The following is a 17,869-nucleotide window of genomic DNA, read 5'->3' on the forward strand; positions in this document are numbered from 1 at the left end:
TAGCGGAACGCCGCCCGGATCATCGTCAGGCACTTATTTAACAAGAAACCCAGCCAACCGGCTGGGTTTTTTGTTTGCGCGGAAGAAAAGCACTCTCTTACCCCTATCACAAAATGGCCACCTGCCGGTTATTTCCGAGTTACCGCACCGTCATTCCCGAGAGGGTTTATCGGGAATCCACCTTGACCTTGGCCTGTAGCCGCCCGAACCCCCAGGTCAACATGGATTCCCGCTAAGGGCCTGCGGGAATGACGAGAGCGGCTCGGAGAGCCGGGTGCCGTCATCGTCAGGCAATTATTAACAAAAACCCCAGCTTCAACTGAAGCTGGGGTTTTTTGTTGATCGCGATAATGTTTTAAGTTCATCAAGCAGATAAATCATCGCTACTAATCTCACTACTTAGAAAGCAATTGAAAGAAAATGCTATGATGCGGCGATTAGCGGGGGCATTTTATTCTGAATAGATGTTCACCTATGACATGAAATTACTTTCGAGGTGAAAGGGTGAGTGAAACAGTACCCACATCGTGGCTTGTCTATTGCCGCCCAGGGTTTGAAAGCGACGCACTGGCTGAAATGCAACACCACGCCAAACAGCACGAGGTAAGTTGCGAACCTGCGAAAGGCGAAGGTTGGGTGAGTTTAACGCGCTTAGATAAAGAGCCGATTAATGATTTGCATCGTAAAGCGGCGTTTAAGCAACTTATTTTTGCTCGCCAAAGTCTAGCTGCACTGCCTGCGCTCACGCTGTCCCGAGATGATAGGCTTACGGCTATTCTCGATCAGGTAAAGTCGAGTCGTTGGAGTTTTGAGGAAATTTGGCACGAAACGCCAGATACCAATGATGGCAAAGCATTGGCAGGCTTAATTAAAGCGCTGACTAAGCCATTGCAGAGTATGCTAAAAAAACGGGGCGCCTTGCGTGGTAAAGCCGGTGCACGTCGTTTACATATTTTCTGGACGGATGGTGATCGTGTTCAGTTGGGTATGAGCTTTCCTGACAATCGAAGTGAGCTGATTAATGGTATACGTCGCCTACGTTTCCCATCCCGTGCGCCAAGCCGATCAACGCTGAAGTTAGAAGAGGCATGGCATGAGTTTATTCCCCGAGAAGAGTGGGATGCACGGCTTGCGGATCATATGCAGGCAGCGGATTTAGGGGCCGCCCCAGGTGGTTGGACTTGGCAGTTAGTCCAGCGTGGCATGTATGTTTATGCCATTGATAATGGGCCAATGGACAAGCAGCTAATGGCTACGGGACAGATAGATCATCTTAAAGAAGATGGATTTACTTGGGAACCGCCGCAACGAATGGATTGGCTAGTTTGTGATATCGTCGATAAGCCTGTGCGCGTGTTGGCAATGGTGGAAAGATGGTTAACTCGGAAATGGTGTCGAGAGGCAATTTTTAATTTAAAACTGCCCATGAAGAAACGCTGGGACGAGGTTGATCGCTGCATTAGCACTTTGGAAGATGCGTTGGAAGCGGCGGGAGTGCGCGCTACGATTACATGTCGCCACCTCTACCATGATAGGGAAGAAGTGACGGTTCATGTAAGGCTCGCTCACTAATTTAAAGGTCGGCAGAGTAGCGTAAGGGTGTCAACAGCCTGGTTCGTACACGCGGATAGTTTCGTCTTCTGTTAATAGAGGTAGGATGCTCTGCATGGCCGCTGCACGTGCTTCACTTGAATGCCACTCTTTCCAAGCGCGAAGATCGCGCCATTTGGTAATCATCAGGCGGCGATCTGTATGGCCAAGTTCGACGAGCGTTTCTCCACCGACAAATCCTCGTACGCCAAGTGAAACGCGCATTGCTTCGCGGGCAGCTAGTTCATATTCTTCTTCCAGGCCAGGCATAATACGCCGTTCAATGATTACTTTGATCATGCTGTCTGTTTCCTAAACGAGATTGTAGATGACTGATAATACGTATGACCCAAGTGCCTTTGATGCATCGTTAGACACAACGGGTTTGTATTGCCCTGAACCTATCATGTTAATGCATAACAAGGTGCGTGATATGACGCCAGGGCAGGTGTTGAAGGTAATAGCAACAGACCCCGCAACGACTCGTGATGTGCCAAAATTTTGTCAATTTTTGGGACACCAGCTACTGCTGCAAGAGGAGTCTGATGACCACTACGTGTACTTTATTCGCCTAGCGTAAGGCTTCTGCAGCTATGCGAGGCTAGCCATTAATATTGGTTTTAGGCTCTGGCTTTGATTGGGTAGCCTCGCAAGTGCTTATTTAAGATCACCCCTCTTTATTTGGAACAACCATCATCGCCAAAGCTTCCAGTGTCGCAGGGTCTTCATCCATAATGCGGCTAGCGATATGGCGTTGAAAAAAGTAAACCGTGCGATGGCGGGAGTGGGCATCGTAAAGGCACTTGTCACCCAGTAGGATGGGAGACATCGTGGCTTGCTGTTCATCGGCAAGAACTGCTTCAACGCTTCCATCGCTATAGAGACGCCATCCATAGACTTGCTTCATATTCCAGGGTGCATCGGGATGATTCATGCATAAAGCATGAGTGCCAAGGGTGTCTGGAAGCTGTTGAATCAGCGTAATATCTCCTGAAGCTTCATACTCGAAGTAACTGGCTGAAGCCATTAGCTCGTCGTATTTATGATCAGGAGGAAGGGCGAAAATTTCTTCGGTTTCTGGATCGCGGTAGCCAATAAACTGGCCATTTTCATGGCTGTCGAGTTCATGGCAAGCAGCGAGCTTCTCCATCCATGGCACAAGGCCAATGACGTTACCGTTCTCTTGTAGCCCCCAGGCCAAAACAGGTAGGCCGTAATACGTGTCGGGACTCGCAGCGAGCTGGTAGACCATCTCTAACCCATCTAGCTCAGGGGCTAGGCGGATCAAACATTTTTGCGCCTGCTGACGCTGACGCACGGTTTCCAGGTCGATGACCTGGGCAGAGCGGGGTGACAGGGATGCGCCCATAATGTCCCTCCTTGTGCTGCGTGGTCACGACATCGGTAAACAGCGTATGCTGCCTACCACTTAGTTCACCAATAGCACAGGTTGCCCAGAAGGTTAAGGGGGTTTGTGATTTTTAATTATCGGAGCAGCTAGTAAATTGATCTCGCAACGCTTGGTGTTGTGCTTTTACTTGTTGAAGTTGCTGCCAGGGCGCCTGTGGGTTGTTCAATGATAACCAAGTGTTCTGATAGTTTTTAACCGCTTCAGGTGGCGTTATTTGGTGGGCATTAATTAGTCGGTTAATTGCTGTAAGCCACTTGAGAGAAATCTGCTCAACTTGATTAAATCCTGCTGGAAAATCATCTTGCAGGCATTCACTAGTGGTTAAGCGCGTTGACTCAAGTACTAGGTTTGCCTCCGTTAAGCGTTGGTGGGCGAGCAACAGTGTGCGTAAAATTTCTGCTGTTAAAGGCCTCTCTTGCAGCGCTTTAAGGTGGTTTTCAAGTGCTGAAGAGTCCTGTTGCCATGCTTGGCTAAATTGGTGTGTGACCATTCGCTCAAGGTAATCAACTGCAACCAGTTGATTGTCAATATTAGGTAGTTCAGAGCTATTTAAAGGGGCACTTGCTCGGGAAAAGCTTTTTTCCCACTCTTCAGAATCAAAAATGGCATTCCAGCTGACCGCTGGTAGCTGTTCTGTCTTGAGTTCAGTTAGTTCAGCCAATCGCGCTTTATTGTCATCACTTAAGCTGTCAGGAATATCACTGTTCCAGCAGGCACTTAGGCGTTGCCATAGCGCGCGTTCGTAAAGCCAGTGCTGGCTAGGGGGAGCAACGCGGCCCAACTGATTGTTCCGTGCTGCAATGAGTGATGTTATCTGGCACTCACGTAACGCATAGATATTCAGCATACCCTCTCGAGTTTCAGGAATATTGAATAGTCGCTCTCGACGTTCAGGAAATTCACCAATATTAGGTGGCGGATGACGCTCAATATTGGCAATTGAAAGATCGCTAGTGAGCTGTTGGTGATACTCTACCCAGGGCTGTTCGGCACCATTGTTTCCGCAGCCCACTAGTACCAAGCTGGCACTGGTAGTCAGCCATAATATAGCTTGAGGGTAGAGTGCCATTGCTTACTCCTGTTGACTAATCCACTTTAATCGCCAAGCAAGTAATAGTGCGGCTGTGCTGAGCCCCGCAATCAGGCCTATCCAGTAACCATGCACCCCCAACGGGTCAGACATGTCACCTATACCGTGAGTTCCTAGCCAGTGACCACCGCCTAAACCGACAATCCAGTAAGAAAGTACGGTAATGACCATCACGATTCGGGTGTCTTTATAACCTCGTAATGCACCTGCTAGGTTGACTTGAAGTGAATCTGATAGCTGGAAAATTACTGCCAGGGATATGATGGTGAGCGCCAAAGCCTGGATGTCGGCATTGGAGGTATACAACGAAATCACCGGCACCGCTGTAAACCAAAGTAATGTACTGTTGATGACGGCCACAATGACACTGATCACGATACCGTTCCAAGCAACAGTGCGCGCCATAGCAGAACGTTGTTGGCCCAATGTATTACCCACGCGTACGGTAAGTGCCATGCTCAAGGACATCGGCAGCATAAAGAGAATAGACGTGAAGCTTAGAGCAATTTGGTGAGCCCCTACAGTGACCTCTCCAAAGCTGGCAATAAACAGGGCTATCAGTGTGAATAACGTCACTTCCACGAAAATAGCCACACCGATGGGCACACCCACTACTACAAGCTCGCGGATGCCGGACAGTGTTGGTGGCGTCAGCGTTTGCCAAATCGAGACGCTTTGGTAGGTACGTCCTTTACGGGTATAGAGCGCCATTGCAACGGCCATTGTCCACATCGAGAGTGCTGTAGCGATGCCGCAGCCGAATGCGCCTAGTGCCGGTAGCTGTTGCAGAGCGCTGGGTAATCCATCACCAAATATATTAACTAGGCCATCACCGCCATAGATAAGTAAATAGTTACTGGGAATATTAACGGTTAGCCCCACCAAGCTAATCCATAACGCGGGGCGGGTGTGATTCATGCCATCTGAAAAGGCTCTAAGCGCCTGAAACAAAGCGATTCCGGGCATGCCGAAGGCAACAGCGGAAAGGTAGGCAGCAGACTCTCTTGCAACCGCAGGGGGAACCTTCATAAGTTCGAATATCGGCGTTACGACTGTCCACAGCAATGCAGCGGCAGTGAACCCGAGTACTAATGCGACCCACAATGCCTGATGAACCGCAGGGCAAATCTCAGCATTTCTCTTGCCGCCCAAAAGGTGCGCCACGATAGGTGTGAGGCCCATCAACGTACCGGTCATAAATAGCATCAGTGGCATCCACAGGCTTGAGCCAACCGAAACGGCAGCTAAGTCGGTGGCGTTATGCCTGCCGGTCATGATGACGTCGACCACGCTCATGCCCGCTTGTGCGAGTTGGGCGCCGCAGATGGGTAGTGCTAACGCTACCAACGTGCGTGTTTCTGGCCAATAGATGGATTTTATATTGCTAGTGAAGCCGCCCACGGTATGTTTCCTGTTTAGCAAAGTGACCCAACAAAAGCCGATAGAGTAGCAGGAGTTACTAGGATCTCGGTAGCTGTCTAATGATTTGCCATCTCTTTATCATCGGGACAAGGCGCGGGTATACTTTACGAAATGAACGACGACGTAGGTATATAGTGACTCAAGAGCAGGAGCGTTGGACGCTTCACGACATAACGGCGCTGTTTGATGGTGTGTTTTTAGCACGTTATCAGACGCGATTAATCAAAGGTGGCGATGAACCCCTATATCGCCCAGCTACATCTGAAACACCTTATCATCAGGTGATTTTTGCGCGCGGCTTTTTTGCTAGTGCACTGCACGAGATTAGCCACTGGTGTATCGCAGGAGAGAAGCGTCGGCAGTTGGAAGATTACGGGTACTGGTACTTGCCTGATGGGCGCGACGCCCAGCAGCAGCACGCCTTCGAACAAGCGGAGATTGCCCCGCAGGCGCTGGAAAAGCTGTTTACTCGTGCCTGCGGACGCATATTCCACGTTAGTGTAGATAACTTGGGTGGGGATGTTGAGGTGGATCGTGAGGCGTTTGCCAACAAAGTAGATGCCAGAGCAGCACGTTATTTAGAAGAGGGGCTGCCATTGCGTGCCAACGCTTTCTTTATCGCATTGACACGCTATTATCAGCATCAAGATACCTTGGTGCAGGCCATTAAACAGGGGCAGCGAGAACTTGACGTGGCGCTGGTCGCGTCGGCTTAGTCTTTCTCGGTAAGCTGCTTGTGAAGCGTTAGCATTACTTCAATTTCGTGCTCGGGCCGCATCGGTTCGAGCCCCATGTCGTTAAAAATTTCGCTGCGTAAGCGGTGCCAATCTCTCGCACTAATCGCTTCATAAAGCACCTGTGCAGGCGCTAATTCAACAAAAGGATCCAAGCCGTAGGTGTCAAAGAGCCGAGCCAGCGCTGCTTCATCCTCACCGTTATCGCTAGTGTACAGCGTAGCCGAGAAGTGATCGGTCTCTAGTTCACGTATGACATCCAACGGGCTGACGCCGAGGCTTTCTAGCTCTTCAATGCTATAAGAACCCATCACGTTCGTGTCTTCACTGATCCAGCTATCGTCAGGCTGAATGAGTGTCTGTTTAATGCGTCCATCAGGTAGAGACCAGGCAATAGCCAGCGGCAAGCCGTCATCTTCGCCCGTCTCAATGGCAATAAATCCTGGGTAATCAGCCACGCTTCGCTCCTTTTAAGCTTCCGCATCAAGGCGGAAAAAATGCTGGGCAGTGCGGGTTGTTGCGTTCCCCAGCTCGGTTTCAGTCACGTCATGCCACTGGGCAATCTCTCTTACAATCCATGGTAGCAAGGCTGGCTCGTGACGGCGTCCTTTTAGTTTGGCTGGAAGGTTGCGAGGCAGCAGGTAAGGACAGTCAGTCTCTACCATTAACCTTTCTAACGGAATATCTTTCACTATTGAACGAAGGTGATGACCTCTGCGCTCATCACAAATCCAGCCGGTTAATCCAATATGAAGATCTAAATCGAGATAGCCGTGCAGCGTATCTCGGTCAGCGGTGAAACAGTGAATAACGGCTTGGCTGATATCATCTCGCCAGCTATGCAGCATTTCACGCATTCGTTGCCCCGCGTCACGTTCGTGCAAAAATAGCGGTAAGCCACTTTCAGCAGCGAGCGCCAACTGAGCCTCAAACGCTCGCTCTTGCTCGTGAGGCGTTGAAAAATTGCGATTAAAGTCCAGCCCACACTCGCCCACGGCAACCACTTCAGGTTTTTGATGAAGCGCTTTCAACTGGCGCGCCACATCACTACTCCACCCGCTAGCATCGTGTGGGTGAACCCCGGCAGTGGCATATATGCCTGGGGTCTGTTTAGCCAGCTCTACGGCTTGCTCAGCGTGTTCAATATCAGTACCCGTCACTATTAAGGTAGCTACATTGGCCGCTTTCGCCCGCGCAATGACATCAGCTAAATCACGCTGAAAACTCTCGTGAGTCAGGTTAGCGCCGATATCCACCAAGGGGGCACCAGAACGAAATTGCAGCGCCTCGGGTAAAAAACTATCCACAGCACTTGTCGCCAAGCGTCACACTCCCAGTGTTAGTTAAATATTCGATAGCAGCCAGCTCTCGTTAATTATTTAGCCAGCTGTAAAACGCCATTGTAACGCTGGAGAGTAACAACGACTAATGGTCTATCCCGGATGGATATCTCATTCGAATGGCACGAATTGCAAAAAAACTGGCTCGATAGGTAAACAGTAAAGCAGTTTTTACTTTTAACATGAGGGTGAAGCATGAAATAAATCGGGCTTAAGGCTCATTTAATAACAACAATAGACAGGTGAAAAGCATGCATTTATCACGTCATTTCGCTATTTCTGTGCTATCGGCTGCGGTCATTACGGCTAGCTATGCGCCCAGCGTAGCCGCCAATGAAGGTATTTCAGATAATGAAATCCGTATTGGTTATCTAGCTGATATGTCAGGCGTTTATCGCGATCCCATAGGCCCATTAGGGCAAGACGCCATTGAGATGGCAATTGAAGATATTGGCGGCAGCGTACACGGTGCCCAAGTTGTCGTCTTTAGTGCTGATGATCGCAATAGCCCTGATGTTGGCTCAAGCGTGGTGCGTGAATGGATTGATGAACGCAATGTCGACATGGTCACTGGCTTAGTGGCTTCATCGGTTACATTAGCAGCAGTAGGCTTGTTAGAAGAGGCGGATAAACTTGGCTTAGTGAACGGCGCTGTTTCTTCGAGTGTCACTAACGAGCACTGCTCTCCTAACCATATTCACTGGGTTTACGATACTTGGGCGATGTCCAATGGCACGGCAAAGGCAATTACTCAGGAAGGCTATAAAAACTGGTATTTACTCAGTGCCGACTACTCGTTTGGTCATGCGCTTGAAGCAGATGTAGAGCGGGTGGTCACGGAGAATGGTGGAACGATAGTAGGTAGCGCACGACACCCCTTTCCGAACAGTGACTTTTCCTCTTTTATGCTGCAGGCCCAGGCATCGGGCGCTGATGTAATTGCCCTCAATAATGCTGGTGGTGACACCATCAATGCCGTTCAAACGGCAGGCGAATTTGGCATTACTCAAGCCGGGCAGATTCTAGCCGGCATGGTGCTGTTCAGTACTGATATACGCAGCATTGGCCTGGAGAACGCTCAAGGGCTGCAGTTTACTAAAGCATGGTATTACGACTTAACTGATGAAACGCGTGCCTGGGCAGAGCGTTTCCGTGAGCGCACCGGCAGCATGCCGACCATGGTGCATGCAGGGCTCTATTCCAGCACCCGCCACTATTTAGAAGCCATTGAGGCCGCGGGAACAGACGACACGCAAACCGTTCGTCAGCAGATGCTCGATACCCCCATTAACGATGTTTTTGCAACGAACGGCTACATTCGTGAGGACGGCCGTATGGTGCATGACATGTATCTCGTTGAAGTGAAAACACCGGAAGAGTCAGTTGATGAGGATGACCTCTTCAGAGTTGTGCGCACTATTCCCGCCGAGGAAGCATTCCGGCCACTTTCTGAAAGCGTTTGCCCACTCGTCAACAATTCGTAAAACGCTGAAGCCCTAACAACACATAACAATAAGGACTTGGCATGGAACAGACATCCTTAATTCATCGTAATACGATTGGCGCTGCGCTAAACCGCAGCGCTCGCAAATATTCTCAACAACTCGCACTAACGTTTGGTGAGCGAACCTGGAGCTATCAATCGCTTAACGATGCCGCTAACAGCGTAGCTAGTGGTTTGTTAGCGGCCGGTCTTTCTCCTGGGGATCGGTTGGCGGTATATGGTAAAAACTCAGATGCCTATGTCATTGCCTGGCTTGCTGCCACTAAAGCGGGCTTAGTACATGTGCCTATTAACTTTGCGCTAAGTAGTGATGAACTGCGCTATATCCTTGAGCAGTCCGGGGCGAAAGGAGTGCTAAGCGATAGTTCGTTAGCTGACAAAGTTCAGGAGGCAACCCAAGGTTTAGCATTAACGGTCAATGGAACACTGCATGCTGATCAACAAGATATCCAGTTGGGTCGTTTTGATGTCTTGGCTTATGTGCATTCCTCGCCATCAACAAGGGAGCCAGCGGTCGCCGTAGAGGGAAGTAGTCTGGCACAGCTGCTCTATACCTCTGGTACAACCGCAGCGCCTAAAGCGGCAATGATGACCCACCAAGCGCTGATGGCGGAATATATGGCCTGTATGGTGGAGTTGGATATCAAAGGAAGTGACGCCATGTTGGCCGCTCTTCCGCTTTACCACTCGGCACAAATGCATGTTTTTTTGATGCCGGCTTTACTACTGGGCGCCCCCATTCATTTGCTTGAAGCACCGCTTCCGGATAGCTGTCTGGCGGCGATTGCCGAACAAAAAATCGTATCGTTCTTTGCGCCGCCCACGGTGTGGATCAGCTTGCTACGTCATCCTGACGTTGATCAGTTTGATTTAACCTCGCTCAAGAAGGCGTACTACGGCGCCTCGATCATGCCGGTGCCTGTTTTGGAAGAGATGCAGCAGCGCTTCTCCAGTGTTGGTTTATATAACTGCTATGGGCAGAGTGAAATTGCCCCCTTGGCAACGGTATTACGTCCAGATGAGCATGCTGAGCGTCCTGCGTCGGCGGGGCGGCCGATACTTACGGTGGAAACACGCATTGTTGATTTGGAAATGAACGATGTTGACTCGGGCGAGCATGGCGAGATTGTCCATCGTTCGCCGCAGTTAATGATGGGCTACTGGGATAAGCCGGAGATGACCGCTGAGTCCTTCCAAGGCGGCTGGTTTCACTCTGGTGATGTGGGCTACTTCGATGAAGCAGGCTACTTATATGTCGTGGACCGGATTAAAGACGTTATCAATACGGGGGGCGTGTTGGTTGCCAGCCGTGAGGTGGAAGAGGCGCTGTTTAAGCACTCGGCTATTTCGGAAGTAGCGGTGGTGGGGCTGCCTGACGAAAAGTGGATTGAAGCGATTACCGCCGTCGTTGTGGTGAAAGAGGGGCAAGTGGCTAGCGAGGATGAGCTCATCCAACATGTCAAAAGCTTGATTGCACCCTACAAAGTTCCTAAGCGTGTGGTGTTTGCAGAGGCTCTGCCAAAAAGCACCGCAGGTAAAATTCTTAAACGTCACCTGCGCAAAGACCTAAAGGAGTGAGCATGGACGAGCAAACACAGGCGCTGTTTCATGACATGATCAGCCGCTGCTTAGCGCAGGAAGTGGCGCCTTTCTATGACCAGTGGGAAGCGGACGGTGAAATACCGCGCTCTTTATGGCTAGCGCTGGGTGCCGCTGGTCTATTGGGGATTGATCTTGATGAGACCTATGGTGGCTCAGGTGCCGATATTGCCATCACCCAACGGGCACTGGAGGAGATGTCTCGGCAAGGGTTTGGTGGGCTAGCCAGCGCTTACAATATTCACGCCAATATCGTGATGCCTTACCTGCAAAATTTAGCCACTGATGAACAGCGCGAAACCTGGCTGCCCCGCATGGCAAGCGGGGAGTGGTTGGGGGCGATTGCCATGAGCGAGCCGCATGCTGGCAGTGACTTGGCAGCGATGAAAACCCGCGCCACCAAAACAGCCGATGGGTGGCTACTCAACGGCAGCAAGCTGTTTATTACCAATGGCCAAGTGGCCGATCTCGTTATTGTCTGTGCAAAAACAGACCCCAGTGCAGGTGCAAAAGGGGTCTCGCTGTTTTTGGTCGATACGTCACTTCCTGGTTTTTCCCGTGGCAAGCCCATTAAGAAAATTGGCCAGCACGCCAGCGATACGGCAGAGTTAGCATTTGACCAGCTGCAACTGCCTAACAGTGCCTTATTAGGGGAAGAGGGCGCTGGGTTTCGCTACCTAATGCAAGAGCTGCCCCGAGAGCGCTTAGGCGTAGGCGCGCAAGCGCTTGGCGCGGTAGAGGGCGCGTTGGCATTAACGCTTGATTACGTCACCCAACGTCACGCATTTGGTCAACGCGTGGCCGATTTTCAAAATACCCGCTTTACGCTGGCTGAGATCAAGGCACAGCTGGATGTCGCGCGTGCCTACTTCGATCAGTGCGTTAATAAGTACCGCCACGGCACGATGACAAGTACCGAGGCCGCGATACTCAAATTACAGCTTAGCGAGCTGCAGTGTCGTGCTGTTGATCGGTGCCTTCAGCTGTTTGGTGGTTATGGTTACACCCATGAATATCCCATTTCACGCTTCTATTTAGACGCACGTGTGCAAACTATTTACGCCGGTAGTTCTGAGATTATGAAAGAAGTGGTCGCACGCTCGCTGTTGGGCAAAGTGGCTTAAGCGCTTTTCTTAAGTCCTTTTCCGCTGTGCGTCATTACTAAGGAGAGATTATGCAACTGGATAGCGTTGTTATTGTAAGCGGTGCCCGCACCGCTATTGGCGGGTTTGGTGGGTCGCTCTCATCTTTCGCGCCCCATGAGTTAGGCACTATCACTGCCCAGGAAGCACTACGCCGTGCGGGCGTTGCTGGCGCTGATATCGACCACTCTGTGTATGGCCATATTATTACCACTAGCCCAGAAGATGCCTACCTTGCCCGCCATATTGCGTTGAGTGCGGGTGTGCCAAAAGAAGCCGGTGCCTTTAATGTTAACCGGCTATGTGGTTCCGGCGTGCAGGCAGTGATATCCGCTGCGCAGCAAATCGCTCTGGGCGACAGCCGCTTAGCATTGGCAGGTGGGGCTGAATCCATGTCGCGAGGTGCTTATCTACTGCCGCCCCAAGCACGCAATGGCATACGCCTAGGCGATGCCAATATCCAGGATCTTACCCTCGGTATTCTTAGTGACCCATTTGGCAGCGGACATATGGGCATGACCGCTGAAAATATCGCTAAGCAGTATGGCTTAAGTCGCGAGCAGCTCGATCAGTTTGCGGTGGATAGCCATCGTAAGGCGGCAAAAGCCATTGCAGAAGGGCGTTTTGACGCACAAATCGTGCCTGTTGAGGTGACAAAAGGAAAACAGACGGTTTCCTTTGCCCGTGATGAGCATGTGCGAGAAGGTGTTGAATTAAGCGATTTAGCCCGGCTTAAACCGGCCTTTAAAAAAGAGGGAATAGTAACGGCAGGAAACGCCTCTGGGATCAACGATGGCGCTGCGACCTTGGTGCTGGCGCATGCTGATGAAGCACAGCAGCGCAATTTAACGGTGAGGGCGCGACTTCGCGTGGCAACCACCGCCGGTGTGGAGCCTTCGGTAATGGGGTTAGGGCCAATCCCTGCGGTGAAACGCTGCCTCCAACAGGCAGGGCTGACGATCAATGACATTGATGTGATTGAGTCCAATGAAGCGTTCGCGGCACAAGCAATGGCGGTTGCCGATACGCTGGGTTTCCCATTGGAAAAACTCAACCCGAATGGTGGTGCGGTGGCGCTCGGTCATCCAGTAGGCGCGACCGGTGCCATCTTGATCCTAAAAGCCTTACACGAATTGGAGCGACGTCAGGGCCGCTATGGTTTGATCACGCTGTGTATCGGCGGTGGGCAGGGCATTGCGCTGTTAATAGAGCGCGAATAACAAACGGTTTTCCAATAACAATCGACAGGTGTGTTTTATGTCTACGGTAACGCCAAAAATACTTCCTTCTACGCCGTCTGCGACTAGCTCGCCGCTGTTAATTAGCGACTTGCTGGAGTCTGGTGTTCGAATGGCGGGGAATAACCAGATTGTTTATCGAGACCAGAGCCGTCATGACTATCAACGTTTTCGTGATCGGGTACATCAGCTTGCCCATACGCTAACAGCACAGGGCGTTCAGGCGGGTGATGTGGTGGCGGTGCTGGACTGGGACAGCCATCGTTATTTAGAGTGCTTTTTTGCCATTCCAATGATTGGTGCCGTGCTACACACCGTCAACGTACGTTTGGCGCCTGAGCAAATTCACTACACGATGGAGCACGCTGAAGACGTCTTTGTGCTGGTGCATGAGGATTTCGTACCGCTACTGGAGCCACTTGCTGATCAACTGCCCAACATACGCGGTTATCTACTTTGCCAAGAAGCGGTGAGTCAAGAAACACAAAGCACAGTCAGCACGTCGCTGCCATTAGTGGGTGAGTTTGAGGCGTTGTTAAGTGAGCAGCCAACTCATTACGAGTTCCCTATTTTTGATGAAAATGCAGTGGCTACGCTGTTCTATACCACGGGCACCACCGGCAACCCGAAAGGGGTGTTTTTTACCCACCGCCAATTAGTCCTGCACACACTAGGTGAAGCCAGTACCTTCCAAGCACCGGGTTGTGAATTGCTCAACCGTGACAAGGTATACATGCCCATCACGCCGATGTTCCATGTGCACGCCTGGGGCGTGCCTTACACTGCCACGTTGATGGGGGCGACTCAGGTATACCCTGGCCGCTATGAGCCGGAAATGTTGGTCAAACTGCTGGTGAACGAAAAGGTCGATTTCTCCCACTGCGTGCCAACGCTGTTAAATATGGTGGTTAGCGCTGACGCTATCGCATCGAAAAAAATTGATTTAACCGGTTGGAAGGTGCTTGTGGGCGGCAGTGCGCTAACTCAAGCCCTGGCTAGCCGTGCTTGGTCACTCGGCATTGATACGCGAAGTGCCTACGGCATGTCAGAAACCTGTCCGCTGCTAACCGCTGATATTTTGCCTCAGGATGTTGCCGAAGCCGATTTTGAAGTGCAGCTTCCCTGGCGGTGTAAGGCTGGTTTACCCGTGCCCCTAGTGAAATTACAGGTGGTTGATGCCAATGGAGAACCGTTACCCCATGATGGCGTCAGTGTTGGTGAAGTGCGTGCTCAGGCACCCTGGTTAACCCAGGCTTACTACAAAGAAGAGAAACGCAGTGAGGAGCTTTGGCGGGATGGGTGGCTGCATACCGGTGATGTTGGCTCGATTGATGAGTATGGTTTCTTGGCCATTAGCGACCGTATTAAAGATGTCATCAAAACCGGTGGAGAGTGGCTCTCCTCACTTGAGCTGGAAAGCTATATTAGCCAATGCCCAGGTGTGGCGGAAGTGGCGGTAATTGGCGTTACAGATGATAAATGGGGTGAGCGGCCAGCAGCGCTCGTTGTCCCTAGCGATGTCAATAACCCACCCACGGCAGAGGAAGTACAGGCGTTTATGGAGCAGTTCGTCGAGCAGGGCAGCATTAATCGCTGGGGTATTCCATCGTTGATTCGTTTCGTAGATGAAATTCCTAAAACCAGTGTCGGTAAGCTGGATAAAAAGCGCATTCGCACTGAGATATAAACGCTAGCGTTTTATGCCCGCCGTTTGTGCCTTGCGGTAAGCGGCGGGTGAATCTCCTGTCCACTGTTTAAACGCTCGGCTAAGACAAGCAAGGTCTTCAAATCCTAGTTTTTCTGCGATGGTTGTCAGTGGTTGTGTGCTGCGAGTGAGTGCTTGAATGGCATAGTCGCGACGGTATTCGTCTTTAACCGCCTGGAAATGAGTACCTTCAAGTTTCAAGTGTCTTGAGAGTGTCCGCACGGACATATGTAGCGCATCTGCCACATGCTGAACCGTGCATGAGGTGGGTAAGTGGCGGCTAAGATGTTCGCGAACGCGGTGAGTAATCAAACGATCTTCAAAAGAGACGTAGAACCAGTCAGCCGGTGCGCGTTGTAGAAATGCGCCAAGATGCTGTTTCGTTTGGCGTATGGGGTGGTTGAGAAACACCTTATCAAAGTAAACAGCTGTTTGCGGTTGATCAAATTTTAGCTTGCCGGGATAGAAGTAGAGATAGTCAGCACTGTGAGCAGGTTGGGCGTAGCCGCACTCCATCAAGATAGGTGGAATTTTGCGTGCGATCATCCAGGAGGCGATACCGTGAAACAGTTTCAACATCAATTCATGAATCAATATTCGACTGCCGCGAAGCGGGGCGCGTTCTTCAAGCGCCATCCGAGCAAATTCGCCTTCAATAGTAAAGTCGTAGCCGAAATCATCTAAGAGAATGCGAAAAAACTGCGTATAGCGATGAAGCGCAACATGCAGCGTTGGTGCATCTAGCAAGCTCAAGCACAGCAGCTTTAGTGTTCCACAGCGTAGCGGCCTGGAGAAAAAGCAGGGTGTTTCATCATCTAGCTCAAGGGCAAGGAGGCGGTAAAGCTCGGCAAACTGCTCAACAGTGACTCGGCCGTTCGGTGCGCTGAGTAGAAAGGGGGAAATTCCAGCAAGCTCTAGGTAGCGGACAGGGGAATGCTCAGTGGCGGGTAAGCCACACAGTAGTTCGTTCACAAAGTGCATTGAGACGGTAACGGTCACGATGTCAGCCCTAAACGAGTAGCTTGGCGCTACCTTGTTATTATCACGTGATGGTGGGACGTTAGCACGATGTGTCGTTTGGCTCTATAAGGGCTCTCCTTAACGCGAGCGCATGCGTTACACTGTGCGGCTCATGATGAAGGAGGACACTGCGTGACCTTGTTACGACTCGAACAGCTGCAACTCGCTTACGGCACCCAAGTACTGCTTAACCGCGCCGACCTAACGGTTGAAAAAGGCGAGCGGCTGGCGCTGGTCGGGCGCAACGGCACCGGTAAATCAACGCTATTAAAACTGGTCGCGGGCGATATTCATGCCGATGATGGTTCCATTTGGCGTGCACCGGGCTTGAAGATTGGCGTATTGTCCCAGGAGCTGCCTGAATCCTCAGGCATGACGATTTTTGACATGGTCGCTCAGGGGCTGCCGGAAGCGGGGGAATTGCTTTCTGAATACCAGCATTTGATCAATGATCCAGACCCCGACATGAACCGCATGGCCAAGCTGCAAACCCGCATTGAGGCTATCGACGGCTGGTCTTTCCATCAGAGCATTGACGTTGTACTCACCCGTTTAGGGTTACCCCCTGAAGCTGAAATGAGCGCGCTTTCCGGTGGCTGGCGCCGCCGTGTTGCGTTGGCGCGAGCATTGGTTTCTGAGCCGGATTTACTGCTTCTTGACGAGCCTACCAACCATCTCGATCTAGACACGATTGCTTGGTTGGAAGAGCAACTGCTGGCCTTCAACGGCGCGGTATTACTGATTACCCACGACCGTGCCTTTTTATCTAAGCTGGCCACCACGATCCTTGAGCTAGACCGAGGCAAGCTTGGCCGTTATCCCGGTAACTATGCAGAGTATCAAGAGCGTAAGCAGCACGAGCTTGAAGTAGAAGCGCGAGAAAATGCGCTTTTCGATAAAAAACTAGCCCAAGAAGAAGTCTGGATTCGTCAAGGCGTCAAAGCGCGGCGTACACGCAACGAAGGGCGTGTGCGTGAGCTTGAGCAGATGCGTTTGGAGCGTAGCCAGCGACGTGAACGTCAGGGGACTGCCAACCTCACTGTCGACAGCGGCGAGCGTACTGGTAAGCGGGTAGTCGAGCTGAAAGGCGTAACACAGCGCTTTGGTAATGATGTCATTCTGCGTGATGTGAATCTTGAAGTGATGCGCGGCGACCGTATTGGTTTTCTTGGTCGCAACGGTGCAGGTAAAACAACGCTGCTGAAAATCTTGCTCGGCGAGCTTGCTCCAACAGAAGGTAGTGTTCAGTTGGGGACCAATTTAAAGGTCGCTTATTTCGATCAATTGCGTGCAGGTTTAGAGCTGGAAAAAACCGTCTACGACAACGTCGCACAAGGCAGCGATCGGGTAACCGTTGGTGGAAAAGATCGCCACGTAATGAGCTACCTTCAGGATTTTCTATTCACACCTGACCGTGTTCGACAGCCGGTGAAAGCCCTTTCCGGCGGTGAGTCCAACCGTCTGTTGTTAGCCAAGCTGTTTACTCAACCAGCCAACGTATTGGTGTTGGATGAGCCTACCAACGACTTGGACATGGAAACCCTGGAGCTGCTTGAAGAGCTGCTGCTGGACTTTGATGGCACGCTTCTACTGGTCTCTCACGACCGAACATTTATGGATAACGTCGTGACCAGCATGCTGGCCTTTGAGGGCGAGGGTTATGTGCGTGAATACGTGGGTGGCTACACGGATTGGATTCGCCAAGGAGGTAAACTGCCGCCTGCTCCGTGGGAAGGCGCTGCCCGCCAGAACACTGAACCGACCAGCATTGCAGTTGAAAAAACGCCAGAGAAGCCGGTTGCTGAGCCCGTTAAGAAAACCGTTAAGCTCTCTTACAAAGTGCAGCGAGAGTTAGATGCCTTACCTGCGGAGATAGAGCGCCTTGAGAATGAAGTAGAGGCGTTAGAGCAAGAGATTGGCGACCCCGCTTTCTACCAGCAAGAAGCCAGTGCCGTTACAGCGAAATTGCAAGCGTTAGAAAACGTACAGCAAACACTTGAAACGGCAATGGAGCGTTGGATGGAGCTTGAGGCGATGGCTAGCGGTGACTGACATCAGTATCGAATGAGTAAAG

The 17,869-nt window shown here is 51.2% G+C and carries 17 protein-coding genes; 10 read left to right on the plus strand and 7 right to left on the minus strand.

From position 1 onward, the window contains the following. Together JFC11_RS19040 and rlmM are read left to right on the plus strand one after the other, a co-directional pair. Positions 1 to 199, plus strand: a 199-nt coding sequence (locus JFC11_RS19040) for a hypothetical protein (protein ID WP_232482950.1), incomplete at its 5' end; no start/stop codon positions are given. A gap of 305 nt (positions 200 to 504) precedes the next feature. Next, positions 505 to 1,572 (plus strand): 23S rRNA (cytidine(2498)-2'-O)-methyltransferase RlmM, encoded by a 1,068-nt coding sequence (gene rlmM, locus JFC11_RS16595; protein ID WP_198350099.1) that lies wholly within the window; start codon positions 505 to 507, stop codon positions 1,570 to 1,572. Positions 1,573 to 1,602: 30 nt separating this feature from the next. Here the strand turns inward: rlmM and JFC11_RS16600 are convergent, their stop codons facing one another. Beyond that, positions 1,603 to 1,890, minus strand: a complete 288-nt coding sequence (locus JFC11_RS16600; RefSeq protein ID WP_038482998.1) for an antibiotic biosynthesis monooxygenase family protein — start codon at positions 1,888 to 1,890, stop codon at positions 1,603 to 1,605. A gap of 28 nt (positions 1,891 to 1,918) precedes the next feature. On the opposite strand from JFC11_RS16600, the gene tusA reads away from it, so the two are divergent. Beyond that, the gene (gene tusA, locus JFC11_RS16605; RefSeq protein ID WP_038483001.1) at positions 1,919 to 2,170 is read left to right on the plus strand and encodes a sulfurtransferase TusA; all 252 of its coding nucleotides are present in this window, start codon (positions 1,919 to 1,921) and stop codon (positions 2,168 to 2,170) included. A gap of 87 nt (positions 2,171 to 2,257) precedes the next feature. On the opposite strand, the gene JFC11_RS16610 is transcribed toward tusA, so the two are convergent. The 3 genes from JFC11_RS16610 to JFC11_RS16620 all read right to left on the minus strand — a co-directional run bounded on the left by JFC11_RS16610 (position 2,258) and on the right by JFC11_RS16620 (position 5,492). Beyond that, entirely contained in the window at positions 2,258 to 2,959 is a 702-nt protein-coding gene (locus JFC11_RS16610; RefSeq protein WP_038483004.1) for a hypothetical protein, read from the minus strand. A gap of 112 nt (positions 2,960 to 3,071) precedes the next feature. Further along, a complete protein-coding gene (locus JFC11_RS16615) occupies positions 3,072 to 4,070 on the minus strand; it encodes a DUF3080 family protein (protein WP_038483007.1) in 999 nt (332 codons plus the stop codon). A 3-nt stretch (positions 4,071 to 4,073) separates the two neighbouring features. Then, entirely contained in the window at positions 4,074 to 5,492 is a 1,419-nt protein-coding gene (locus tag JFC11_RS16620) for an MATE family efflux transporter (protein WP_198350100.1), read from the minus strand. Between the two features lie 155 nt (positions 5,493 to 5,647). Between JFC11_RS16620 and JFC11_RS16625 the strand changes: the two genes are divergently transcribed. After that, on the plus strand, positions 5,648 to 6,229 hold the full coding sequence (locus JFC11_RS16625) for an elongation factor P hydroxylase (RefSeq protein ID WP_099049300.1): 582 nt from the start codon (positions 5,648 to 5,650) through the stop codon (positions 6,227 to 6,229). Here JFC11_RS16625 and JFC11_RS16630 read toward each other — a convergent pair. Continuing rightward, complete coding sequence (locus tag JFC11_RS16630; RefSeq protein ID WP_038483013.1) at positions 6,226 to 6,705, minus strand: hypothetical protein; 480 nt, start codon at positions 6,703 to 6,705, stop codon at positions 6,226 to 6,228. The genes JFC11_RS16625 and JFC11_RS16630 overlap by 4 nt on opposite strands. Positions 6,706 to 6,717: 12 nt before the next feature. Beyond that, the gene (locus tag JFC11_RS16635; protein WP_193068412.1) at positions 6,718 to 7,569 is read right to left on the minus strand and encodes a TatD family hydrolase; all 852 of its coding nucleotides are present in this window, start codon (positions 7,567 to 7,569) and stop codon (positions 6,718 to 6,720) included. A gap of 269 nt (positions 7,570 to 7,838) precedes the next feature. On the opposite strand from JFC11_RS16635, the gene JFC11_RS16640 reads away from it, so the two are divergent. From JFC11_RS16640 to JFC11_RS16660, 5 genes are read left to right on the plus strand one after another with little or no spacing between them, the layout of a single operon-like run. Further along, complete coding sequence (locus tag JFC11_RS16640) at positions 7,839 to 9,071, plus strand: ABC transporter substrate-binding protein (protein WP_038483019.1); 1,233 nt, start codon at positions 7,839 to 7,841, stop codon at positions 9,069 to 9,071. A 41-nt stretch (positions 9,072 to 9,112) separates the two neighbouring features. Then, positions 9,113 to 10,669: a fatty acyl-CoA synthetase gene (locus JFC11_RS16645; RefSeq protein ID WP_198350101.1), complete on the plus strand. Its 1,557-nt coding sequence runs from the start codon at positions 9,113 to 9,115 to the stop codon at positions 10,667 to 10,669. Positions 10,670 to 10,671: 2 nt separating this feature from the next. Further along, entirely contained in the window at positions 10,672 to 11,814 is a 1,143-nt protein-coding gene (locus JFC11_RS16650; protein ID WP_198350102.1) for an acyl-CoA dehydrogenase family protein, read from the plus strand. 50 nt (positions 11,815 to 11,864) lie between these two features. Then, the gene (bktB, locus tag JFC11_RS16655) at positions 11,865 to 13,052 is read left to right on the plus strand and encodes a beta-ketothiolase BktB (RefSeq protein WP_038483029.1); all 1,188 of its coding nucleotides are present in this window, start codon (positions 11,865 to 11,867) and stop codon (positions 13,050 to 13,052) included. Positions 13,053 to 13,089: 37 nt separating this feature from the next. Continuing rightward, on the plus strand, positions 13,090 to 14,757 hold the full coding sequence (locus JFC11_RS16660) for a fatty acid--CoA ligase (RefSeq protein WP_198350103.1): 1,668 nt from the start codon (positions 13,090 to 13,092) through the stop codon (positions 14,755 to 14,757). A 3-nt stretch (positions 14,758 to 14,760) separates the two neighbouring features. On the opposite strand, the gene JFC11_RS16665 is transcribed toward JFC11_RS16660, so the two are convergent. Beyond that, positions 14,761 to 15,774, minus strand: coding sequence for an AraC family transcriptional regulator (locus tag JFC11_RS16665; RefSeq protein WP_198350104.1), 1,014 nt, complete (start codon positions 15,772 to 15,774; stop codon positions 14,761 to 14,763). A gap of 153 nt (positions 15,775 to 15,927) precedes the next feature. Here JFC11_RS16665 and JFC11_RS16670 point away from each other — a divergent pair, with 153 nt between their 5' ends. Continuing rightward, positions 15,928 to 17,847 (plus strand): ATP-binding cassette domain-containing protein, encoded by a 1,920-nt coding sequence (locus JFC11_RS16670; protein WP_038483040.1) that lies wholly within the window; start codon positions 15,928 to 15,930, stop codon positions 17,845 to 17,847. Positions 17,848 to 17,869: the final 22 nt, after the last annotated feature.

The organism is Vreelandella alkaliphila, assembly GCF_016107625.1.
Taxonomy (GTDB): domain Bacteria; phylum Pseudomonadota; class Gammaproteobacteria; order Pseudomonadales; family Halomonadaceae; genus Vreelandella; species Vreelandella alkaliphila.